17 protein-coding genes are annotated in these 23636 nt (G+C 68.2%); 6 read left to right on the top strand and 11 right to left on the bottom strand.

Going from position 1 to position 23636, the window contains the following annotated elements:
* Positions 1-167 precede the first annotated feature (167 nt).
* Together QOL99_RS04690 and QOL99_RS04695 are read left to right on the top strand one after the other, a co-directional pair.
* Positions 168-1112 (top strand): TRM11 family methyltransferase, encoded by a 945-nt coding sequence (locus QOL99_RS04690; protein ID WP_285521876.1) that lies wholly within the window; start codon positions 168-170, stop codon positions 1110-1112.
* A gap of 8 nt (positions 1113-1120) precedes the next feature.
* Positions 1121-1666, top strand: coding sequence for a hypothetical protein (locus QOL99_RS04695; protein ID WP_285521878.1), 546 nt, complete (start codon positions 1121-1123; stop codon positions 1664-1666).
* 70 nt (positions 1667-1736) lie between these two features.
* Here QOL99_RS04695 and QOL99_RS04700 read toward each other — a convergent pair whose 3' ends face one another.
* Positions 1737-4124: a hypothetical protein gene (locus QOL99_RS04700; RefSeq protein WP_285521879.1), complete on the bottom strand. Its 2388-nt coding sequence runs from the start codon at positions 4122-4124 to the stop codon at positions 1737-1739.
* 252 nt (positions 4125-4376) lie between these two features.
* Here QOL99_RS04700 and QOL99_RS04705 point away from each other — a divergent pair, with 252 nt between their 5' ends.
* Positions 4377-6086 carry a WD40 repeat domain-containing protein gene (locus QOL99_RS04705; RefSeq protein ID WP_285521880.1) on the top strand — a complete coding sequence of 570 codons (1710 nt, stop codon included), beginning with the start codon at positions 4377-4379 and terminating at the stop codon, positions 6084-6086.
* A gap of 408 nt (positions 6087-6494) precedes the next feature.
* Positions 6495-8681, top strand: coding sequence for an ATP-binding domain-containing protein (locus tag QOL99_RS04710; RefSeq protein ID WP_285521883.1), 2187 nt, complete (start codon positions 6495-6497; stop codon positions 8679-8681).
* 793 nt (positions 8682-9474) lie between these two features.
* Here the strand turns inward: QOL99_RS04710 and QOL99_RS04715 are convergent.
* From QOL99_RS04715 to QOL99_RS04730, 4 genes are all read right to left on the bottom strand, one after another.
* The gene (locus QOL99_RS04715) at positions 9475-11385 is read right to left on the bottom strand and encodes a WD40 repeat domain-containing protein (protein ID WP_285521885.1); all 1911 of its coding nucleotides are present in this window, start codon (positions 11383-11385) and stop codon (positions 9475-9477) included.
* Positions 11386-11515: 130 nt separating this feature from the next.
* Positions 11516-12148, bottom strand: a complete 633-nt coding sequence (locus QOL99_RS04720) for a hypothetical protein (RefSeq protein ID WP_285521886.1) — start codon at positions 12146-12148, stop codon at positions 11516-11518.
* Between the two features lie 358 nt (positions 12149-12506).
* Positions 12507-13520, bottom strand: coding sequence for an excalibur calcium-binding domain-containing protein (locus QOL99_RS04725; RefSeq protein WP_285521887.1), 1014 nt, complete (start codon positions 13518-13520; stop codon positions 12507-12509).
* Between the two features lie 113 nt (positions 13521-13633).
* Positions 13634-13945 carry a DUF3006 domain-containing protein gene (locus QOL99_RS04730; protein ID WP_285521890.1) on the bottom strand — a complete coding sequence of 104 codons (312 nt, stop codon included), beginning with the start codon at positions 13943-13945 and terminating at the stop codon, positions 13634-13636.
* Positions 13946-14486: 541 nt separating this feature from the next.
* Between QOL99_RS04730 and QOL99_RS04735 the strand changes: the two genes are divergently transcribed.
* On the top strand, positions 14487-15755 hold the full coding sequence (locus tag QOL99_RS04735; RefSeq protein ID WP_285521892.1) for a DUF945 family protein: 1269 nt from the start codon (positions 14487-14489) through the stop codon (positions 15753-15755).
* A 133-nt stretch (positions 15756-15888) separates the two neighbouring features.
* Here the strand turns inward: QOL99_RS04735 and QOL99_RS04740 are convergent, their stop codons facing one another.
* Genes QOL99_RS04740 through QOL99_RS04750 form a run of 3 tightly spaced genes read right to left on the bottom strand, consistent with a single transcriptional unit; the run spans position 15889 to position 19607 of the window.
* Positions 15889-16752 (bottom strand): hypothetical protein, encoded by an 864-nt coding sequence (locus QOL99_RS04740; RefSeq protein WP_285521895.1) that lies wholly within the window; start codon positions 16750-16752, stop codon positions 15889-15891.
* Between the two features lie 18 nt (positions 16753-16770).
* Positions 16771-17835, bottom strand: a complete 1065-nt coding sequence (locus tag QOL99_RS04745) for a hypothetical protein (RefSeq protein ID WP_285521897.1) — start codon at positions 17833-17835, stop codon at positions 16771-16773.
* Positions 17835-19607 carry a CsgG/HfaB family protein gene (locus QOL99_RS04750; protein ID WP_285521898.1) on the bottom strand — a complete coding sequence of 591 codons (1773 nt, stop codon included), beginning with the start codon at positions 19605-19607 and terminating at the stop codon, positions 17835-17837. The genes QOL99_RS04745 and QOL99_RS04750 overlap by 1 nt, the downstream gene beginning before the upstream one ends.
* A gap of 190 nt (positions 19608-19797) precedes the next feature.
* On the opposite strand from QOL99_RS04750, the gene QOL99_RS04755 reads away from it, so the two are divergent.
* Positions 19798-20262 carry a DUF6508 domain-containing protein gene (locus QOL99_RS04755; protein ID WP_285521899.1) on the top strand — a complete coding sequence of 155 codons (465 nt, stop codon included), beginning with the start codon at positions 19798-19800 and terminating at the stop codon, positions 20260-20262.
* Between the two features lie 51 nt (positions 20263-20313).
* On the opposite strand, the gene QOL99_RS04760 is transcribed toward QOL99_RS04755, so the two are convergent.
* The 3 genes from QOL99_RS04760 to QOL99_RS04770 all read right to left on the bottom strand — a co-directional run.
* Positions 20314-21549: a DUF790 family protein gene (locus QOL99_RS04760; protein ID WP_285521901.1), complete on the bottom strand. Its 1236-nt coding sequence runs from the start codon at positions 21547-21549 to the stop codon at positions 20314-20316.
* Positions 21536-22945 carry a DEAD/DEAH box helicase family protein gene (locus tag QOL99_RS04765; protein ID WP_285521902.1) on the bottom strand — a complete coding sequence of 470 codons (1410 nt, stop codon included), beginning with the start codon at positions 22943-22945 and terminating at the stop codon, positions 21536-21538. The genes QOL99_RS04760 and QOL99_RS04765 overlap by 14 nt, the downstream gene beginning before the upstream one ends.
* Positions 22946-23452: 507 nt before the next feature.
* Positions 23453-23636 (bottom strand): hypothetical protein (locus tag QOL99_RS04770; protein WP_285521904.1); only part of this gene is annotated, 184 nt, incomplete at its 5' end.

Consider the following 23636-nt stretch of genomic DNA (forward strand, 5'->3'; position numbering starts at 1 on the left):
AGCCTTCACTTTGCGCTTGGTAGCAGCTTCCTTAAACCACCCCCACCTGCGGCGGAGCCCGCAGGCCCCCGAGCCTCCCCGCATCGAGGTGCGTTTCCTCGGTCTGGGCTACACGGTCCTGGTGCCGGTTCGCGGCCTCCGCACCCGGGCGGCCTGAAGGCGCGGCGGTGGCACGTACCTTCTGGCAGGGCTACCAGGCCTTCCTGACCCAGGCCCGGCTGTGGACGGGAGAGAGCGGCGAGCGTCCGGTGGTCGAAGCGGTGCGCGCTCGGGCGAGACACGACCCGGACGCCTTTCACGCCTGGGTACAAAGCCAGGGGTGGGGCCGGGCCTACGTGGAGCGCCACCTGCTGTACGTGGTCGACCATCCCGAGGAGGTCCGCGAACTGCTGCGCCGGGGTTACCCGGCGCGGCGCATTCCCCTGCGCTTGCTGGACCGGACCGCGCTGGCTGCTGCGCTGACCGAGGCCGACTGGCGTACCGCCGTGGACCGGCTCTTCCAGGGGTCGCGCCAGCCCCACTGGGCTGGCCAGCGGGTGTGGCTCTTTGACAGCAGTCCGGAATTGCGCCGGCGGGAGGGCCTGGCCCCCTCGGTCGCCGAGGCCCTGATCGAGCTCGTCTGTCCCCCGGGCGGATTCGTGGTCGATCCCCTGGCCGGCAGTGGGGAGCTCGTCCGCGCGGCGCGCGCCACCGGGCGCCGCGCCTGGGGCGGCGACCTGCGCCCCTCCTCGGCTGACGTCGTGCAGGCTGACGTGACGGACCTGCTGCAGCATGTCCCGGAGCGCTCCGCTGACGTCCTGATCCTGCACCCTCCGACATTCGGGGCCTGGGCCAAGACGACGGCAGACCTCGCAGACGTGCCGCATTCCGAGCACTACGCGGCCTACCTGGACGGGATCGTCGGGTTCCTGCTGACGACGCGGGCGGTGCTGAAGCCGGGGGGCGTGGTGGTGCTGATCGCCCGCCCGCCGCGGGACGGTCACGTGTTCCTGGCACCGTTCGAACTCGCCTTGGGCGAACATGGCCTGACGCCGAGCGCCTACCGGCTCGCCGTGAGCCGGGACGGCACCGAGGACTGGCATTTTTTCATTGCGCAGGACACAAAGGAGTGAGGGCTGACATGACCACGCCACGAAAGCTCGTCTACGGGGTCCTGAATGGAACGGTCTACGCCGCCTCCGGACCCGCATTGCTGCGCGCCATCGCCGGGATCGTCCTGAGGTCCGACGAGAGCTTCACGATGGGACAGCTTCGGGACTGGTTCGGCGCACGGATGGCCGACAACCTCGTTCTCGAGACGGAAGAAGACGAGGACCCATCCGAGGGCGACGTCGAACGCCCCATCGCCGACGAAGTCGTACTCACCCACGACAACATCTTCGAGGACCAGGTGGAGGACTACACCTGGATTGAGCACGCCATGTGGGAGGAGTTGCCCGGCAGTGTGCGTGCGCTCGGCGCGCAGCCCTCCTACCGCGGTGGGCTCGGGTTGCGCGAGGAGCAGCTGCCCGAAATCGAGCGACTCCTGGGGGAGGAGGGCTTCGACATCGTCCGGGACGACGCCCTGATCGCCCTGATCGAGGATGACGACATCGGCGTTGACGGTCTCCTCGAAGCCAAGGCCGCCCTGATCGCCCACCTGGGGAGCTGGGAAGCCCCGGACTAAAAGGGGTCTCTTAACCACCCTGGTCGTCAGAAATGGGAGGGCAGAAGCCAACGCCTGCGGGCATCGCCGCTCAGTCCACCCCCTGGGCGCGTTCCAGAGCCGCTTTCACCGCAGCGGCCGTCACGACTCCGTCTTGCCGGTAGCTCCGCCACCCTGCGGGGAGCAGCGCGAGCCACCTGTTCTCCAGGGCCGGGTCGGCGAGCTTGCGGGCCGTCTCCCTCTGCCCCAGCCGCCCGGCCTGCCGGGCGAGGGCGTCGAGGAAATGGCGAGCATCCCGCTGCTGGTCGGGCGCTGCGGGCTCCGCAGCAACAGCGCCGCTGACCGCTGCATTCGGCGCCGACTCCTGTTCGAGCCGCTGGGCCGCGTGCAGGACGATCGTCTCGTTGGGATCGGTGCCGCGCCGGTAGCCCTCGAACACGGCGGCGAGGTCATGTCGCCAGAACGCGGCCCGGTCCCTGGCCACGAGGTCCCGCGCGAGGGCTGGATGCCCCCGCCGGTCCGCCTCCTCCGCGAGGGCCGAGACAAAAGCCTGCCAGGTCCGTCCGCGCGTGAACTCCCGGGCGGTGAGCTCCAGCAACTGCAGCAGTCCGGGAGCCAGCCTGGTGCCGTCCCGCACGGCCGCCTCCAGGGTCGGCCGCAGCCCTGGACTGATTCTGGAGAGCAGTTGCGGCTGTTTCCGGATCAGGACCAGCAACTCCAGCGGGACTGGCCGCAGCGCCGGCGTCCACGCCGCCGCCGGCGCAGACTGCGGTGGTGGAGTCGGGCGCTCAGGAGGCAGGACGGGCGTCGGTGCCGGCGGGAGCTGCGCCAGAGCATGCAGGACTTCCTCGAAGATGGTCAGGGAGACCGCGTGCTGGGGACCCAGCGGCGGCGTGAGCTGACCCTGTGCGTCTGGCGAGAGCCGGGCCTGTAGGGTCGACCACCGCGCCTGCACTTGGCTGATCACCCGGGGGGGCAGCACGATGGGCTTCACCTTCCGGTTCGCCTGGTGCCGCCGCAGCACGTTCACCATGGCGGGCACGTCCACTGCGCGGCCCTGTAAGAAGTCGGCATAGAACTCTCTCAGGGCGTTTAACCACGACCGGTGGTGGCTCGTCTTCGCCAGGGTCGTCGTGATCTGGTGCTGGAAGGCCACAGCTTGCACCAGTTGCAGAAAGGTGTCCGAGTTGCGCAGCGCCGGCTGCGGCTGAGGGTTGAGCAGCGGCTGGGCCAGCTGACGCAGGGCCAGGAGCTCTTTTTCGTTCAGCGGCCTCGCCCCCTCGAGCGCAGCGATCAGCGGCTGGCGGTCGGCCCGCTCCAGCGCGGCCCGCAGCAGTGCCCCGTCCAGAAGCTGATCTGCATCAGACGGCCAGACCAGCAGGGCCTGCCTGGCCCACCGCCGCTCCCGCTCCTGGTTCGGCTCCTGCAGCGCCCGGTTGAGTTGATGGCGGTCCTGAGCGGTCAGCGTACCGCCCCCGGAACGCAGGAAGGAACCGACACGCTCCTGCGTTTCAGGAGTCACGAAAGGCTGCAGCTCAGGCCAGCGCTCCACGATCTCCCGCCACGGGGCGGCGAGCCGCGGCAACGCGGCGGCAGCTGGGCGTGGCCTCGCCGTCCTGGTCGGGCGCTTCGCGGACCTGGACTGGCGCTCGCGGCCCTCTGCGTGCCGTGCTGCGTCCTCCACAGCCTCCTCGATCGCCCACCGCAGGTAGGACGCAACCCGCACCTCGCTGTCCTCCAGCGCCCGGAGCACGAACGCGCGGGTAAAGGCCGGCAGGGCGCTGAGCACCTCGTCCTGGTGCTCCCTCGCGCGGCTCCGGAGGTCGGCGGACAGGGGCAGGTCCGGCTCTGCGGGAACGGGCGGGGGCGAGCGCCGGTCGAGGTCCTGACCACGCTGCAGCAGCGCGGCGTACAGCGTGGGAGGCAGGGGCTGGCCGGCGGCGCGCAGGCGGTCCAGGGCCTGCTGCTGCGTCCGGGTCAGCTGCGCCTGAGCGCGCCGCCCGGCGTCGGTGAGGTAGGCCAGAGCCGCGCGGCGCAAGTAAGCGTCGTAGTCCAGGTGCGCATCCTCCAGCCACGAGCGGTGCTGACGGTAGTGGGGCAGATCGCGCACCAGGGCCCGCAGGCTGTTGCCGTAGCCCCTGGCCTTATGCACGCCCAGGACATGTTCGAAGATGCAGCTGCTGCCCACCGGACCCTGCACAGATCCGTCGGCGCAACGCACGTAGAAAGCGTATTGCCGCCGTGAGCCCACGCCGCAGACGATGCAGTCGAGTGCATGCGTGGGTTGACCGGCGTCCACGACGCTGAAGTTGCCGGGGTCGAGCAGGAAGTCGTGCCGCCGACCGCGCGCCCGGAAGAACGCGGGGACCTGCGTGGGCGGCAGGTCCGGGCGGAGTTCGGCGGCGACCTTCTCCAGGACCGCCCCGAACTCGGGATGGGCGGCCAGGTTGTGGCGTTCGAGAGCACCGGGTGTGGCCATAGGGTCGAGTCCATCGTCTGCTTTCCAGGACCTGCGGGAGCCGCACATCTGTGCCGCGCCCGGTGCAGGCTCACAGCCCCGGCAGCAGGAGGCTCCGGTGTGACCTGGTCCTGCAAAGAGAGAAGCAGCCAGTCCGCATCTGCGGCTTCAGTCGGCCGGCCGACCCGGTACGCTGCCTCCGTGCATTGCCTGACCCGTGTCCTCCTGTGCTCTGTTCTGCTGGCCACCCCTGTCCTGGCGGCCCCCGCCTCGTTGCCGGTTGCGCTTGGCCCACGCCTAGTCGTCGGTGACGGGCGCACGACGTCCGTCGCGCTCTCGCCGAACGGCAAGGTGCTGCTCACCGGTGGTGCCCGGCGTCTGCTGCGTGACCCCGGTACGGGCCGCGTGTCGAGGGCGCTTGGGGCCGAGGACTGCCTCTCGCAGGCCGTGGCCCTCTCGCCGGACGGCCAGCTGGCGGCGGCCAACTGCACGGGCAGTCCGGACACGGTGCGGGTCTGGGACGTGGCGAGCGGCAAGCTGGTGGGTCGCCACGCCTACCCGGAGTATCAGTTCGGGTTGAGCCTCGGCCCGACGGGACGGCTGCTGAGCGTGAGTGGGGGAAGCGTCTCCGCCGTGTTCGCCCGTGGGGAGACTCCCCCCACGGTTCTGGCCCAGGGTGAGGCCGCCGAGGTGGCCCCTGACGGTCAGACGTTCGTGGTCGTGCAGGGGAAGGAACTGCGCATTCACGAAGCCGCCACCGCCGCCAAGCGCAAGACGCTGACCCTAGGCCGGATCTCCACAGGGCCCAACGGACTGGTCTACTCGGCCGACAGCCGCTTCCTCGCCTTGAAGGTCGACGGGACGTGGCGACTGGTGGACCTGACGAACTTCAGCGTGGTGGCACTGGCGACCGGCGGGGCGGAGGTGCTCACCCTTTCAGCCGGCGCGCGGACGCTGCTGACCATCAGTGAGAACGGGCCAGAGGGGCGAGTGACCTTGCTGGAGCGCGGGTCAGGGGCCAAGCCGCGTTCCCTCTCGCAACCCATCAACGCCGTGAACTTCGACTGGCGGTCGGCCGCGTGGTCGGCAGATGGACGCCAGCTCTGGCTGGCCCCATCCATGGGGGGCCTCTCCCGGGTCGAGGTCTCCACGGGGCGGGTCCACCCTGTGCAGCTGACGGTCTTCGGGCAGAACGACGGCGCGGTGGTCGCCGCAGGCAGCCAGGCGTTCGTGAACCTCGACGAGGGCGCGGTGGTGGGCGTGGACCTCCGCACCGGGCAGATGACCGGGTCCTTTGGCAAGGGGGATCCCGCGTTCCCAGTAGGCCTGGGTGACGGCGAATTGCTGACGCTGGAAGCAGGACGGCTGCTGCGGTGGAGCGTCACGGGTGGCGCGCCCCGGCCGCTGCTGGAGGGGGTCAGGATCGCCACGCCGCAGGGTGACGGCACGGTGGCGCTGACGGAGGACGCGCTCTACCGCTTCCAGGACCTGTCACAGGCGCCACAGCAGTGGACGCTGCAAGAGCCTGCCCCCTACAGCTGGCTCTCGCCGAGTGCAGGCACAGGGCGGCTGATCGCCGGCTACGAGGGCATGACGGGCAGCGGCACCGACCTGATTGACCTGGACGAAGGTGAGACCTTTCCCCTCTCGGAGGACGGGGGGCCCGCTCTCCTCTCCCCGGACGGAACGCGCGTGGCCTGGCTGCGTTCCAGTGGCGTGCAACTGACCGATCTCCGGAGCGGCCAGGTGCTGTGGACCGGGAAGGGCCAGCCGATGGGAGGAACCTTCACGCCCGACGGAACCCGCCTGGTGGTGTCCCTGTTCGACGGCACGCTGGCCGTTCATGACGCTTCCTCCGGCCGGCTGCTTCAGACCCTGCCCGGTCACGGTTCCTGGGTAGAATCCTTTGCGTTCGGTGCGGATGGGCAGCTCGTGACCCTAGGTGTCGAAGGCACCCTGCGCGTGTGGGATCTGGTGCGCTGAAGAGCGAGGCACCCATCCTGACAATGAGCGAGGCTCGATCCTTCTTGCAGCGGCACCCGGGCAGATGGATGGTCCTGATGAGGACGTGTCCAGGCCGCCGCACCAGACGGCCCCGGTCCTGAGCGAAGTGGGCTGGATCGCAAGCGAGGAGGACCTGCACGCCATCCACGCCTAGACCCCTGCGGCAGGAGGGTCGCCACAATCCTCCTGGCGATCTGCTGAAGGAGAGGCCCCCACAGCACGTGCGAGACGCACAGCACCGGGCGGTGCCGGAAATGACGCACCAGGGTGTGCCTGCTCACCCAGCAGCGTCGCCTGGCGGGCCTGCATCAGGTCAGCAGACAGCTGGGGCGGCCCCGTGCACCCTCGCCTCCAGCGCAGAGTCCGCCGCGCTACTCTGCCCGAGCTATGGCGGAATTTATCGTGACGGAGGCGTTCGGCGGCCCCGGGGAGCAGGGGGAAGCGCGGGTCTTCGAGGCGGTCAAGGCCGCGTATGCGGGTGAGGAGGCCCTGGGCTTCTGGCGCTATCCCCTGGTCACCCGCGAGACGGTCCGCGAACCCGACATCCTGATCGCCGACCCCGAACTCGGCCTCACCGTCATCGAGGTCAAGAGCCTGCCGCTGGACACCATCGCGGGCGTCGTCGGCTACCGCTGGGACCTCTCGCGCCCTTACTACGGCAAGACGCATCTCAATCCCTATGAGCAGGCGCGGAAGCAGGCTCAACTTCTTGGTGAGATCGCCGTGCGGAAGGCGGGTTTGCCCCAGCTCGCCACTCGCGCCATCGTCGCCCTACCGCTGATCACCCGAGAAGCCTGGGACGAGCGCTTCGGACACCTGCTCTCGGACGTGCCGCTGCTGTTTGCGGACCAGATGACTCCCACACGTCTCCGCACAGCCCTGGCTCAGACCCCTCCGGTGCGCTACGGCGAAGCGCTGGACGACGCCGCGTGGCTGGCCCTGCGTAGCGCCCTGGGCACCAGTGGGAACGTGCCCAAGCGGGAGATCCGGGTGCCCTCCCCTGTGCCCACCTCCTCCCCACGCAAGGCGGACCTGATTGCCCGCACCGCCCGGCACCTGCATGCGTTCGACCTGCAACAAGAACTGATCGCCAAGACCATCCCCCCAGGGCCACAGCGCATCCGGGGCATCGCAGGCAGCGGAAAGACCGTGCTTCTGGCGCAGAAGGCGGCCAACATGCACCTCAAGCATCCGGACTGGAACATCGCCCTGGTGTTCTTCTCGCGCAGCCTCTACGACCAGATCCGGGGGCAGGTCGACCACTGGTTGCGGCAGGCCACCAACGGGGAGCAGAGCCTGCGAACCGCGCAGCACAAGCTCCGCATCCTCCACGCCTGGGGCAGCAAGGACCAGCCGGGCTTCTACCGCACGCTGGCCGACCAGGTGGGGGTCACGCCCCTGACCGTCGACCGCACGCCGCAGGGGTCACCCACGGCGAAGCTGCTCTTCGCCTGCCGGGCGCTCCTCCTTGACGCCCAGCTCACCGGGCGCAGCCTGCAGGTGTTCGACGCGGTGCTGATCGATGAAGGGCAGGACCTGGTGCACGAGGAAATGCAGCTCACCTTCGAGGAGAAGCAGGCCTTCTACTGGATGGCCTACCAGAGCCTGCGGCCTGTGGCCAGAGACGCCCTGTTCGACACCGGCGAGCCGGAGGCCCGCCGCCTCATCTGGGCGTACGACGAGGCCCAGAGCCTGGACACGCTGACCATCCCCAACACCCGGGCGCTGTTCGGGGACGCCGGGGCACAGGTGTTCGGAGCAGGGGTCGCCTACAAGGGCGGCATCAAGAAGAGCGAAGTCATGAACCGCTGCTACCGCACGCCGGGTCCGGTGCTGCTGGCCGCCCACGCGCTGGGGATGGGCCTACTGCGGGAGGAGGGCATGCTCGCAGGGCTAACCAACAAGGCCGACTGGAAGGCGATCGGCTACGAGGTGGACGGCCAGTTCCGCAGTGGCAGTGAGGTGACCCTCACCCGGCTTCCGGAGAACTCGCCCAACCCCCTGCCGCAGTTCACGGATGAGCCGCTGGTCACTTTCGGCAACTACCGCGACCGGCAGTCCGAGCTGGAGGCCCTGGTCACCCATCTGCGTCAGGACCTGTCCGAGCACGGCCTGCAGCCCAGCCGCCAGATTCTGGTCGTGGTCCCTGGCCTGGACTGGGCGCCGTACACCCTGCAGCGCGAGGTCTTCCAGGCCCTTCGAGCAGCGAACATCAGCGTCTATCTCCCCGGCAACAAGGACGTGAACGTGCCGAAGCAGAAGTGGCCGAATACGGACCCCAACGGGTTCTGGCGGGACGGGGCGGTGACAGTCTCCCCCGTGATGCAGGCCAAGGGGAACGAGGCGGATGTGGTGTACGTGGTGGGTCTCGATCAGGTGGCCGTGCGGGAAGACCACATTCCGCTGCGCAACCAGCTATTCGTGGGCGTGAGCCGCAGCCGGGGCTGGGTGCGGCTGAGTGGGGCGGGAATGAACGGAACACTGGCCGACGAGATTCGCCGGGTCCTGGTCGCCGGGGACACGCTGCGCTTCACCTACCGCCCGCCCCGGCGCATGCTCGACGCCGTGGAGTAAGCGTTGCGGCCTCTCCCCTCTGCAGTCCCACCGCAGACCCGCGTCGCTTTTGCTGCTGGTCGTCCAGAAGGATCGGCAGGGCCCCGTCGCTCACGACCGCCTCGCCTCGCCCAGGGCCTCCAAGGGTTCTTTGACCCGCTCGGCGGAGGTCGCCGGGTGCCGGGGCTTCCCCTACACGCCGAGCCCGCCAGCCCTGCCACCCCGCACCTGCCTGTGCATGGTCCACAGACAGCCCCACAGCCAGCCAGGGCGGCACGCCCGGTGCGGTGAGGACCAGTTCGACCGCCAGGCTCAAGTTGCCGTGCCATTGGATGACTTGAACGCCTTCGCCGCCAGCCTGCAGGTCCAGCGAGCTCAGGTGCTCGCCGCGTTAGGGAGCTGTGCGGTGAAGGGGACGGCCAGGGCACTGGGTCTGTGGAGGGTATACGCCGTGTGGACCACGACCAATTGGCGAGCGGCAGGAGAGGCCCGAAAGCCACTGGCACGCTTCATCTACTGCCCAGGCGACGCCGCGACCTGACTCCCCTGCCGCGTGCACGCCGTCTCCTGCACGCCCAACTGGGCGCACCTCAGTCGCCAGGTCTGGATGAGGGCGACCCGCGAGACCCCCTGTCCATCAGGTGCATGGGACGCTCAGGGGCCAGGCGACGCCTCGCGAGTACGCGGCGTTGTGATATCCCAACTCTGCTGAGAACAGCCGCGGGGGAGCCCCAGAGTTGGGAACGTTCGGGAGGGCGTCAGCAGCGAGGCGACCCTGGAATGGAGGAATGCTCCCGGAACCAACCAGCGGGCCTCATACGCCCAGCTCATAGCGCACCAGCTCGTTGTGACGCCCCACCAGCAGGCGGGTACCGTCCGTGCTGAACGCCGCGCCCTGAGCGCCTTCTCCTGCCCGGCCCAACTCCAGCACGGTCTCCCGCGCCAGCACGTCCCAGAGCCGCACCACTCCGTCACCGAACACCGTCGCCAGGACCGGCAACACTGGGTGGAAGGTCACGCCATGCACCACGCATCCCGTCCACCAGAAGCGGTGGTGTGAGGTCCAGCCGGGTGCCTGCCACAGCCTCACCTTGCCGTCCTCAGCGGCGGCCACCAGGTACTGCCCGCCTGCACTGAAGGCCACGGTCCGGCCCCGACCTTCCAGGGCCAGGGTCGCCTCACAGCGGCCGGTCATCACGTTGTAAACATGCACATGGCCTTCCGCGGTGGCGGTCGCCAGACGCTGACCGTCCGGACTGAACGCCAGCGCCAGGGCACCCACGCCCTCAAAGGAAGCAAAGAGGCCCCCCGTCTCGACGTACGAGACCACCAGACGGCCATCTCCATACGCTGTGGCCAGACAGCTCCCGTCGGCCGAGAGGGCCACGGCCCGCACCGGCAGGTCCCCCCGGGACAGGGTGCGCTCGACCTTTTCCACGGGAAGCTGCCAGATCCGCACCTCCCGGTCCCCGCAGGTCGCCGCCAGCCGGGCGCCATTCCGGGCGACGTCCAGCCCCAACACCCGGCCGCTGACCCCGTCCAGTGCCTGGCACCCTAGGCCATTGTGGTGACCCATCAGTGCAATGCTCTGTCCATCCGAGACGACCATAGCGTTTCCAGCAAAGGCCACATGCCGGTTGCCCTTGTGGGGAATCAGGTGCGTGCTCCTGAGCGTCAGATGGACCCCCGACTCTGTGGGGGCAGGCGGGCGCACATGGTCTGAGGCCGCCGTGGGCCCCCTCGTGGGCGCCTCTGCGTCTCCCTCGGCCACCCACCCGGCCTCCCGCACCACCCGCGCGGAGGCCGCCGAGGCCTGAATCTCCTCGTCAATGACCGGCACGGTCAGCACGTCCCGCAGGGTCGTGGCCAGCTTGGTCGCCATAAAGAACTGGGTCCGGTCCACGTTGCCGTCCATGGCTGCCTCGCTTTGCTCGCATTGCCAGACGGCGGCCTTCAGTCGGCGCGCCAAGTTCGCGATCAGCCCCGAGACCTCGTCCATGCGCTGCTCGATTCCGTCCAGAGCCACGCAGCGGCGCTGCACGTCGGCCGCGTAGAGGTCCACCTCCGCCGCGTACTGCTGCGCGGCGGTCTTCGCCTCCTCACCCTTCTTGGCCACGATCAGGCCCCCGACCAGCGCCGCCGGTGCCACGAACAGGCCCCCCGCGACCAGGGTGCCCAGAGCCACCCCACCACCACCGGCCGCCAGAGAGCCCCCACCCAACCAGGCGAGCAGGGCGCTGTTCGCAGCGGCTCCGCTCAGGCCACTGATCGCGGCCCCAGTGCTGGCCGTGCCCAGCGCCGTGACCGCCCCTATGACGCCGACACCTGTTCCCACGCCGGCCACGCCGGCCTGCAGGACCCCACCGGCAACGCCCAGACCGCTGGTTGCGAAGCCCTCGAACTCCCTGAGCGTCTCTGGCGACATGTTCAGGTGCACGGAGAAATCCTTGTCGGTGATGTTCAGCTTCTGCTTCTGGCGGAGCCAGAGTCGGCCGAAGTCGGCCATGACGCCCTGCTGCACCGACCACTTGTGCGCTTCTAACTGCTCGGCCCGCTTCCGGACCGTCAGCAGGCGTTCTTCATGCTGCCGCTGGGCCTTCTCGGCACGTGCACTGGCCTCTTCCTGAACCGCTTTGGCTTCTTTCAAGGCCATCCCGCCGTCAATCCCCTTCTTGACGGCGCCGGCAGCGAGGGCTCCGAGGACGTAGATGATCGGGGCCGGCATCAGCGCGTCCTCCCCATGCGAAGATCCGCTGGACTGGCAGCGCACGCACGGTTGAAAGGAGCAACAACGCTCCACGGGGGAGAGGCGCTCGGCCAGAGGGGGAGGGAAAGCAACATGGCAGTCTCCTTGATCAGAGGTCCAGCACGAAAGTGGGGTCGTTCAGGCGCTGCTCGAACTCGGCCAGGTCACGAAAGGGACTCGATTTGGCCAGGTCCAGGATGCCGCTGAGCATCAGCTGCATGCCCGGAAGGTCTCCCTGCACCTGCGCCTCATCCAAGGCCTCGAACATGCGCCCGAAGTTCTGCCGCCGCTCGTCGAAGGTGCGCTCGAGATACAACTCCAGCACCTGACGGGTCGAGTGGATCTGCTCGGTGGTCGTCTGGCGCCAGGCATCGATCTGGGCGCGCTTCGTGGTCTCCACCTGGGCGAACTTGGCATAGTCCACGTAGGCGTCGGCCAGCTGCCGGGCGGCCATCAGGGCCATCTGGGCACCCGCCGCCCCGCCCCCGCCGGTGGCCATCCGCAGCCCCACTCCGAGCAGGCTGGCCCCCCGGTCCGGTTCGGCCGTGACGGACTCGGCGGCGTCCATGCGCGCCGCGACCAGCCGACGGACGGCCGCTTGCTTCGCTTCGTGCAGGGCGTGCGCCCGGTCCTCTTCGTTGGCCAGGCGGCCAGCGAGTTCGCCGCCCAGACCTGTCAGGGAGTTGAGCTGCTCCAGCACCTGCTGGGCCATTGCGATGCGTTCGTGGGTTGAATGGATCATGACCAGTCTCCAGGGTGCAGGGGATTCTGACTCTCAGTAGACCCCAGGGCCTCTGACAGGCTTCTTGTGGAGTCCGGCGCCGACGGGAGATGTGCCCCTCCACCATTCCGGTGCGGGCCTGATCCTGCCCCACAAGGAACTGTTGGAGCGTGTGGCCGGCGGCGCGAACGGCGACCACGTGCTGCACTAGGCCGCCAGGGCGTTTCCGAAGGCTAGGTTCCGTTTACGGCAGCACTTCACAGCCCGAGATCACGGGACGACCCACCGCCGGCCCTGCTGAACGCCGCAGGTCGGCGGTGGGCCGCGACGGGTTGCCCCACTCCGCTGCCTCTGACGGCTGCCTGGCCCAGAGCCCGCGCTACTCGCAGGCCACCCCGTCACCGTCCCGGTCCAGGCCGGCCCGGTACCCCGGCTGCCCCCGCAGCAGCGGCGCTTTGCCAGCAGCGCGCACCGCCGCGCAGTTCGGATATGAGGCGGGCGGAGCTGAGGGGCTGGGCGCTGGGGCGTCGGGGGGACGGGACGTGGGTGCCGTGGCCGGCCCCCGGCCCCTCTCGGTGGTGATGGCGTAGCGGCCCCCCGGCTGTACCGTGACCGTGACGGTCCCCTGCTGGTCGGTGCGGTAGACGGTGGCACCGACTTTGCGGTAGAGGCCCAGCGCCGTGCCCGTCGGGTGCCCGTAGTTGTTGGGCCCCACCGACACGACCACGTTCTTCGGCCGCACCGCCGCCAGCCACGCCGCGCTGTCCCCGTTCGCCGCCCCGTGGTGGATGCTCTTGTACACGTCCACCGGCCCCCAGAAGCTGCCCGGTTTCTGGCGCAGCCAGGCCTGGGTTTGAGGCGTCTCGCTGTCTCCGGTCAGCAGCGCCCGGAAGGTGCCGTACTGGATCAGTAGCCCCACGCTGTTCGCGTTCTGGTCATCACGGGGCATTCCTGGGGGCGGTGGGATGACGGTGAGCTTCACGGCCCCCAGATGGATCACCTGCTCACGGGCCAACAGTCCCTGGGTTCCGGCCTGACCCACCACGTTCAGAAGTCGGCTGTACGTCTGTGTGGTGGCGGCAACGCCGTTGTTCAGGAACAGCTTGGGCTTGAACAGAGCGATCGCCGGAATCAGGCCCGTGATGTGGTCGGCGTCCCCGTGGCTGGCGGCGGCGAGGTCAAGGCGGGTGACCCCGTACTGACGGATGAGCTCCCGCATTCGGCTCTCGCTGCGTCCGCCGTCGTACAGCAGGGTCTGCCCGGTGGGGGCCGTCACCAGCACGGCGTCGCCCTGCCCCACATCCAGGAAGCGGATGGTCAGGACGCCGGAAGGCGCGGCCTGGGCCGCCGCCATGCCCAGGGTGAGGGTGGCCAGGGTCAGCCGCCGCCTCACAGGTCGATCTCTCCGGTGGGAGCCGCGCTGTTCAGGGCGTCGAGCTGGGACTGGGCCGCCGTACGGCGCCGGGCCGTNGCCCAGGGTGAGGGTGGCCAGGGTCAGCCGCCGCCTCACAGGTCGATCTCTCCGGTGGGAGCCGCGCTGTTCAGGGCGTCGAGCTGGGACTGGGCCGCCGTACGGCGCCGGGCCGTTTCCGCGTGGTCGATCTCGATCTCGAGGTCGCCGTGCTCGACGTGCAGCCGAACCACGTCCCCCTCCTGGATCCCGCCGGGCAGGCTGGCGAGGTCCCAGTCGGCGGTGGTGCCGTCGGGCAGCTCGACGCGGGCGACGCTCCCCTCGACGCCGTCCACGGTGATCCAGGTCGGTCCCGCCAGGGTGGGCGGGGCGTCGTCATGCTCGGGCCGTGCGTGCTCCGGATCCATGCCGCAAAGTAGCGCGTGACGGTGGGAAGGGCATGTCAGGATGCCGCCATGCGGACATCCTGGCACGCGGCTGTTCGAGTGACCCCGACGTCAGACCAGTCCCCCCACGACCGGGCCAACCGGGAGCAGGCCGAGCTGCTGCGGGACGCGTTGGGGGACCTGTCTCCTTCAGGGCCACCGCCCGCCCCGGCCTCGCCTCCGCCGCGCCCCGCCGGGTCGGCCGATTCCGAACGGGAACCGGCTCTTCTGGAGACGCCGCCTGACCCGTCTCGCGGTACAGCTGAACCCCCGACGGGCGGCGTCCTCACGCCTCCTCCACCGGCCTCCCTGCTCTGAACTCCAACCCTCAGCTCACCGGGACAGGCGACCCACACGTGGCCAGGCCCGACCTCCGGCACGCGGGAAGCCTCCCCCCTATGCCTCCCCCCGGCGCGGCGGCACATCTGCTTGAACGCCCACCCGAGTGGTGACAGCGTGACCCTGAGGATGTGCGCATGGTCGGCGGCCTGCCCCGCTCCCAGGAACATCTCCAGGAGGACCCATGAACAGCAAGATCGCCCTGACCGCCGCCCTGCTCCTCGCCGGGGGCGTGGGGGCCGCAGCCTACGCCGGAGCGCAGACCCAGCGGGACGTCCAGGCGCAGCTGGCGCAGATGCAGGACACGTTGGCGCGCAGCGGGATCGCCACCCTCAAGCCTGGTCCCCTCCACAAGACCCTGATGGGCGGCACCCAGGACACCGTGGTCACGCTGTTCCCGAACACGCCGGACCGTCTGGACATCACCCTACGCAGCCGCATCCACAACGGGCCCTTCCCCCAGGGCAAGAGCTTCGGGGCCGCGCGCATCGTTACCCAGGTGATCTTTCCCCCGGACGTTCAGGCAGACCTCGACGAGGCCTTTTCAGGACAGAAGATCACCCTCCAGACCCAGGTGCAGTTCGGCGGAAGCAGCGTTACCACCTACCAAGTCCCGGCGGGGCAGTACGCAGAAGGTGACGGGGAGATGACGTGGCGCGCCCTCTCCGGAACCGTCCACAACCGTGGGGACCGGGTCACGGCCACCGCACAGTGGCCTGGAGCCGAGTTGCGGGGCGACGGCTTGGATCTGCAGGTCGGCCGGCTGTCGTGGGACTTCCAGGGCGTGCAGAGCCCGGACGGACTGGGCGACAGCGAATCGCAGTTCCGGCTGGAGCGGATCGGCGGCGTGAGCGGCGGCACCCGGGTGGTGCTCTCCGACCTGCAGAGCAAGGGGCAGGTCACCGGAGACGACCGACACCTGAGCAGCGCGGTCCAGTACCGGGTGGGGCAGCTTCAGGTGGACGACCGGACCTTCGATCAACTGCGCCTGGACCTCTCGGTCGATCGGCTCGACCGCCCGGCCCTCGTCCGGCTGGGCCAGCTGGGTTCCGAGCTGGACCAGGTGCCTGAGGCGGAACTGAACCGCCTGATGACCGACCTGCTGCGGGCCGCGCCGCAGTTTCAGATCGACCGGCTGTCGGTCGGTGAAGGGGCAGAGGAGGTGGTGGTGACCGGACGCGTGGGATTCCGGCCGGGCCCAGGGGCGAACTGGGAGACGCTGATACTCGACCCGGTGCAGCTCCTCTCCACCCTCGACGTGCAGGCCCAGGCGCGGACCGGGGAGACGGGACTGCGTCAGCTGCTCGGCCTGGCCATGGAGGAACACGAGGTGCAGGCGGCCATTGACGAGGGGGAGGCGATGGGTCTGTTCGTACGCCGCGGCGACCGTTACGAGGCCGACCTGCGGATGGGATCGGGCGGCACCTACCTCAACGGTCAGCCCCTGGAGTAGTCCGGGAGCAGCGAAAGCACGGCGGCTTCGAGAAGTGGGCCACGCGCTTCTGGTGCGCGTGGCCCACTTTCTCCTCTCCCGGACGTGATGCAGGGGCTGAGCCCCACAGTCACGTTCTCAGACGCCGGCCACCTCAGAACACCAGGGTGACATTGAAGTCCGACAGGAAGCCGGTGGCCCGGTCGTAGGCCCGGATCATGTCGGCTTCCTGGCGACTGACGATGACGTTGCAGCGGTCAGCGGCCAGGGCCTGCACGATGAGCGCCGCGTGCCCGCCGCGTTCGGTCATCCGTTGCGCTTGCCCCACACTGCGGGCGTAGCCGCTGACCCCCTCACTGCGCACATCCATCGCGTTGTAAGTCCACAGCAGGCTGCCGTCCATACTATAAATACGGGGCAGCAGGCAGGGAGAGAAGTCCGTACCCCGGGCGTCAATAATGAGGCCGGCAAAGCGGGCGGTCGGTGCAGGACGAACCACAGTCACGACATTGATGTTCGTGACGTTCACCGTGATCCGTGGGGCAGGCGGACGTGGAGTCAGCACTTTCAAGAGGTTCGTCGCGCTGCCCAGGGGGGCACTCATCTTCACGAAGACGATGCTTGAGCCGTCCGGCATACGCTCAATGCGCGGTTCCCCGACGATCTGCCCACGGACGACCGCGCTCACTCGGGTGGAGATGTCATCGTTCTGCAACTCGAAATCCTTGACGGTGGTCTGGGCGTCCACGCGGACACCAGCTAGAGCGACCGCCAGCAGGCGCTGCGCGTCGGCAGTGGCCGCCGCCTTGCCCTGCAGGTAGGCCTGGGCCTGCGACAGCCCGGGCCGGGTGGTGGCGGCCCCCTCCACGGTCACGGTCTGGGCATTCCAGTCGATGGTGGCCGTCTGACCGAGGGGAGCGCGCGCGGCGGGGAGGGACAGCGCGGTCGGTACCGGCTGGACATCGGCCGCCGCGAACGAGCCGCCGAGGGCGAGGATCAGGGAGAGCACTTTGTTCATGGGAACCTCCAGGGAAGGTCAGGGGCGGTAGGTGGCCCGGATCTCTGTGCCCGTCACGCTGGTCACGGTGAGTTGCAGGCCCTCGAGCAGGTCGGCGAGCAGGTCGGCACTGCCACCGAACTCGACCTGCACTTCCGTGCCGGCCGCGTCGAACGCGCGCGACGACACGGTGCTGAATTGCGGCGTAGTGCGGGCCTGTTGCAGCCAGGTGCTGTAGGCCCGGTAGCTGGGGAAGCCGGAGACCCGGACGGTGAAGGTGCGCCGCGCCGCTGGGCCCGTGCCGGCCAGCCAGTCGATGATGCGGGAGGCGACCGGCGTCTGGGCCTGCCCCGCCGCGCGCTGCAGCGCCATCTGTCCGGCTGCCTGCGGGCTGACGCCCGTCCCGACCCCCGTGAGCACTTGGTAGAGCAGCTGCTGTCCGGTACCTGCGTCCACCACCTTGACGCCGAGCTTCGCGGTGAACGACAGCAGTCCAGCGCTTTTCAGGGCCTCGGGGACGGTGACATTGGGCTCAGCGGTGGCCGCGCCTGTGACGATCAGGTCCGCGCCGAAGCGCGCCGCCACCTCGCGGGCCACCTTCGGATCGGCCAGCGCCTGTTCTCGCAAGGCGAGCCGTTCGGTCTGTGAGGGATCCAGCACCCGGAAGCCCCGCTCCTGCAGAGCCGTAGACAGTAGGGCCTCGGCGGTCGAACTGCCGTTGGGTTGCCCGGCCGAAGTCTCGGGCAACAGCACCAGCACGCGGGGATCCCCGGTGCGGTCGAGCAGGGCCCGGATCTGTTGCGCCAGCGGCTCTTTCGAGACGGCGAAGGTGGCCTGAACGGTGTAGACGCCGCCTTCCTGACGCTCGGTCTGCACACTCACGAGTCGGGCCAGGCCCCCGCTGCGGCGAACGACAGCATCACGGACGAGTTCGTAATTCACTGTCTGCGTCTCGGCCGTGACGACCGCGCCGAGCACGAGGTCGGTGGCCGCGCGCTGCGCCTCAGCGATCGCGACGGCCCGGGCCGCTTGCAGGGTGGTCTGGATGGCCGCCTGGCCCTGGGTGGTGACCTGCTGCTCGGCCACTTGCGCAATGAGGGGCATCAGAAAAAGGGCTTCACGGTGAAGCCGACGAGTTTCGAGGGCCGACCGTCAAAGCTCAACGGACTGAAGCTGTAGTACTGAGAATACCCCACATACACGCTCGGTGACATCAGGTTGAACTTGATGCCGTACTCTTTATAGTCAAAGACCAGTTCGACCATACGCACCAGGTCACGGCGGTCCCTCACAATCACACTTTTGGTATCCAGCTGATACGACGACACCTTGAAATCTTCCCCTGCTTCCAAAAGGGATTGAAGACTTTTTGGGTTGAAGTCGCCGTCATTGATCTTGGTATAAATCAGACAGGATCCAGAGAGGCCGAGAATGTCGTCGATAGAGGAAATCTTCTCAAAGTCGATCTTGAACTTACCGGTCTTGAGGGAGACCGTGCACTCACGCTCTGCATCCATACTTACATCTCTCAAATACCCTTCGGGAACACCGAGCTCGCGGGCATTCCTGGCGTCGATATAAATGAAGTTGGCACCGGGAATAAAATTGTATTCGTTCTCGTTCGCAACTACAGCCGAAGAAGTCAGCAGGTTTTTGGCAAGGGAGACAGGCATATCGAGGTCATAAGACAACGCAGCAGCCCCCACCTCGCTCAAGTTCTGAGCACCGTAGCCATGAATCCCTACAACACTCGCCACAGTCAGGTCTGAATTCGGATGCCGAAGCGAGTTGACATACACCGGGTGCTTCCCCGTCCCGTAAAAGGCATGCCAGACAGAAAAGCTCCCCAAGTAGTCCCGGAGGAAAAAAAGCGACTCCTTGGCCAGTGAAATGACCTTGACGTCTCCCCGGCCGATGCCAGGCGCTTCAAGCGTCAGTGTGGCGCGGTTGCTGCCTTCCCGCGAGAAGGGCTCGAGCACACGGGCCACGGCCATCAAGGTGCCCGGTGCCAGACGCACCTTCAGGGTGTAAGGAATCTTCACCGTACCCGGCTGACCTGCGCTGGTCGTCGGATCCTCGAGCTTGACGTCGACGATGCGCACACCTGCCTTGATCAGTTCAGCCACCTGCCGCACGGCCTCGATTTCCTTGCTTTTCAAATCCAGATCGAGCAGTGCCGCGTTCGCGATGGAGCTTCCCGAAAGGCTCAGGGCCGTCCGCAGGTTCTGCTGAGCACTCGCGTAGGTGGGGTCCAGGGTCACTGCCTGCTGCAAGGCCGCCGCAGCCGCCTTGGGATCTTTCTGAAGCAGTGAGAGGGCTTGATAGTTCAGGATCACGGCCTGGTTGTTCAGGGTCTCGGGCTGCAAGATGGTCTGCATCTCCGCCGGACTCGGCGTGATACCGAGCTTGTTGAGGACAGCCAGGACCAGTTGCTTTTCCAGCGTGAAGATCGAGTCGATGGACCCCTCGGCCGTCACGCCCCCCTCGACCCGGCCCGTCGAGGTGTTGACCAGCTGCAGATCGACACGCACGTTGCGCCCGATCGCCGCGTAGGAGCCGGTCAGCAGGGTCTGGACGCCAAGGACCTTGCCGAGTTGCGCTGCCTTGCCCGGATCCACTGCGCCACTGGCTCCCAAGGCCTGTTCTTTCAGCACCTTGTCCAGCTGCTCGCGCTGCACCACGGTGAGCCTGCCGATCTTGGAGAGGTCGGTGGTGAGCATGTCCGCCAGGCCACGACTGATCCAGGCCGCGTCCGGATTTGGCGTGTTGCTGTTGAGATAGACGACCCCCAGGGTGGTCGACTGGGCCAAGGTCGAGGACCCGAGCGCCAGCAGACCCGCTGTCAGGGAGATGCGTGAGCTGCGCGTGAATCTCATGTGGAGAGCGTAGAGCGTTCTGCCTTGCGGCGCTGTCACATTTGCTGGGTCATGTGACCGGGGCGGCAAGACTGCTGTAACCCTCCCCTGCTTCGTTCACTCTGACGCTCCCCGAGGGCGACTTCGTCCCGGACTCCCCCGGGTGCCGGGCCACTCCAGAGGTCAGCGAAGCTGCCAGAATCCGGCCAGGATGAAGACCTACTCCACCGCGGACCTTCAGGCCGTCGCGCACTTCCTGTCGATCTTCGAGCAGGAGGACTTTCCCTTCGTACGTCGCCTGAGTCCGTCGGATCCTACCGCCGACGGACGCCGTTTCGTGCTGCCGACCTACCACCGGCAGGTCGACCGGCTGGTCGACGTGTTAAACCGGGACGGTTGGGTCTACGGCGACCGTGACTTCCGGTGGCCGCAGTGGGCGCAGACTGAAGAAGCCCGCCGGCTGCGGGACGATCCGGAGGCGCTGGCGCAGGCCACTCCTCTTCAGCTGGCCCGGCTGCTCACCATCTTCGTTCGGCAGGAACGCTTCGACGACGGAGCGAGGCAGGACTTCTGGGAGTCGGGCCTGCTCACGGGCATCCTGCGCCGGGCGGCCCGACTGGCCGAGGAGGGCGGCGGGACTTACCTCTCCCCGGCAGCTCCTACCACAACCGGGTAATCCCAGCCTTGGGTCTGATGGGCATCTGCCGAGTCGGAGCAGCGGCGCGGATCAGGCACCGCTGGTCATCCGTTCGGCCAAGGCCAGCACGTCTTTCGGATTGAGCACGCCCTTGAACCAGATCAGCCGCTCGCCGAAGTCACTGGGGTCGACCCCCGCCTTGTCGAGGTTGAGCCGCTCCGAGACGCAGACGATCACGTCCGTACGCCCGGACTTGCGGAGCAGATCGAACTTCTTGCGCAGGTACTCGGGGCGCCAGTAGCCCACGATCTCGACGAGCACGCTGCGGCTATCCGGGTGCACCAGGCGGAAGTCCGGCACGATCACCCCACCAGGCACCGAGACGAGGTCCACTTCGCGCTCGAGTTGCCAGGGTGTGTCGAGTTTGGCGAAGCGCTCGGAGAAGCCCGCTTCCAGGGCGGAGTCGTGCTCCTCCGGCGGCTTGTAGTGGCTGACGTATCCGTCCTCACTGGTCAGCTCGAACAGCCACTCGGCCTCGGACTCGTCCACCCAGTCGAGATCCTTGCGGGGCTTGAGCGTCGCGGTCAGGTCCCATTTCGTGACATGGAGGAGGGCCGGGAGGAACTTGGCCATGGCCAGTCCGTAGCGGGTGGTGCTGGAAAAGAGGCTGGTGGGCCCGTCCATGGTCAGGGTGAAGCCGTGGGTGGCGTCTCCCTCCACCGTGACCATCAGGCCGAAGAACTTGGTGTATTTGAGGAGCTGCTTGTAGCGGGCGGGTTCGTTGCGCCTCGCGGTGATGATCAGGCTGTATGCGCGGTAGAGCTGCCCCTGGGCCTGGGCCAGGTTGAAGCGCTCCAGGAGATCCCCCGGTTCCGGGGGATCGAAGGCCACCAGCCGCTGCTGGTCGGGCAGGTCCGCATACAGGAGGTCGGCGAGGTCCTCGGCGGAGAGGGGACGCTCGGTCACGAGGCTCTTCGCGGCCTGTTCCAGGACCAGGGTGCGGCGGTGGCGACTGGGCGGTTGAGCCTGGGCGAGTTCGAAGACCTTGGCCCGGATATGGCCCGGGTCCACGTCGCTTCCGGTCTCGAAGGTGGACGACCCATTGGTGAGCAGGTGCGCGAAGCCCCGCAGGACCTTGAAGTCCGAGCGTCCGGCTTCCAGGGCCTTGAGCTCCTCGTCGAGGTCGGCGCGGCGCTGGTTCAGGTTGGCCTCGAAGGCCTGGGTGACGGACTCGGCCAATCGCAAGTTGTTCGTCGTGGCCTTCAGGCGGCGGGGCTCCACGAGCCCCGCTTTGACGCGGAACATCAATAACTCAGTCGGGAGCATTCACGTTCTCCCAGAAGTGATCGGCGATGGCTTTCGCGTCCGACTGCCAGTGCTGGCCCCGGCGTTGACGGCTGACCCGCTCCTCGCTGGTGCCCTCGGTGATGACCTCATACAGCACCGCCTGCTTGCCTTCGGCCTTGCGCAGGATGCGTCCCAGCCGCTGGATATGCTCGCGCTCGGTCGCGGTGCCGGACAGCACGACGGCAATGCTCGCCTCCGGAACGTCCACACCCTCATTCAGTACCCGGCTGGTCACGATCACCCGGTAGTCGCCGCTTCGGAACCTGTCCAGCAGCGCGTGCCGCTCCTTGACCGGGGTCTGGTGGGTGATGGCCGGGATCAGGAACTCGCGGCTGATGCGGTACACCGTCGCGTTGTCGTCGGTGAAGATCAGGGTGCGCTCGTGTGGGTGGTTCGCCAGCACTTCTTCTAGGACGCGCAGCTTGCCTTCGGTCCCGTAAGCCATGCTCCGGGCTTCCCGGTGGGCGAGCATGGCCACCCTCCCCTGCGGGGTCCCACTGCTCATCACGAACTCCTTCCAGCCCTTCAAGGAACCCAGTTGAATCCCGCTGCGCCGCAGGAAGTCGTTCCGGGTCCGGATCAGTTCGTCATACCTTCGCTGTTCCAGGGGACTGAGCCGCACCCGGATGATCACTTCGCGGTAATCCGCCAGGGTCTCCCCCGCCAGGTCTTCCGGAGCACAGTGGTAGACCACTGGCCCGACCAGGTCTTCGAGGTGCAGCTCACGGCCATCGCTGCGCTTGGGGGTTGCGGTCAGTCCCAGGCGGTAGGGAGCCAACCCCAGTTCCGCCACGGACCGATGAAAATCACTTGGAAGGTGGTGGGCCTCGTCGAACACCTGCAGCGCGTACTGCCCGGCGAGTTGCTCGGCGTGAATCGCCGCCGAATCGTAGGTGCTGATCAGCACGGGGGTCTGGTCCTTGCTGCCGCCCCCGAGCAGACCCACCTCCGCATCGGGAAAAGCGGCCAGCAGCCCGGAATACCATTGGTGCATCAGGTCCAGGGTGGGCACGCAGATCAAGGTGCTGCGGGGCGTGTCGCGCATGGCCAGCTGGGCCACCAGGGTCTTTCCCGCCCCGGTGGGCAGGATGACCACGCCGCGCCGACCCGCCTGTTTCCACGCGTTCAGGGCGAGCTGCTGGTGCCGGTAAGGCTGCACTTCCCGGGCATACCCCAGGTCCAGCTTTTGGAAGCTTGCCGCCTCGTCACGGAACGCCACGCCCGCTCCGCGCAGACCCTCGACCACCTCCCGGTACACCTTCCCCGGGGCCCGCCAGGACTGGCTTCTCGCATCCCAGGTGAACAGGCCAGCAACCACTTCCGGCACCTCGGACATCACGAGGGTGCCGCGGTCGAGGCGCAGGGACGAAGTCATTCGGCCCGCATGCTACCGGGCCATCCGGGGAGTGTCGGGAAAGGATGCACCCTTTGGCCAAGGTGCGTGGCGCTGCTCCCGGGCTTCAGGTCAGGCCTTCCCCGGGAGCCGCTGGCGCGGACCACTCCAGCAGCGTGCGCCCCCATGCCACCGAGCAGGCGTGTGCCCCGACCCAGGCCCGGTGCAGGCCTTCCTGGAGACAAGGCCGCACCCCCAGCGTTCACTGCTGGCGAAAGTGCGGCGCAGTCCACGCTCCTGGTCATACCGGTCGCGCATGTGCGGCGATCGAGCCGTCATACCGACATCCAGGCTCGGCGCGCGGTCGGCTCGCATGACACGCTTCATGAATGGCCTCACGCTGCAGGTCGCTCCACACTGCCCCATGGACGAGGCCAGCGGCTCGTCAACCCTTATGGGTTCTGGTCCTGTGGTCAACCTGTCTCGCGACAGGTCGGCCATGAGGGAGCGGGCGGCTGGTCGCTCCCCGCCCTCACGGGTCAGGGGAGGTCACTCCGGTCCCAGCGGCTCGCCGGGCAGCGCCTCGCCGGACCAGGTCGCCGGGGGCACGGCCGCCTCCCCGTCTCCGGCACCGACCACCTCGCCAGGCAGCCTCTCGGCGGCGGGCAGCGGGGCCGGCTCGGCACTCCCGAAGCTGGCCGGGGCGGTCACCACGGGGACCGGCTCCCGGCCC

The organism is Deinococcus rhizophilus (genome assembly GCF_030271215.1).
GTDB lineage: Bacteria > Deinococcota > Deinococci > Deinococcales > Deinococcaceae > Deinococcus > Deinococcus rhizophilus.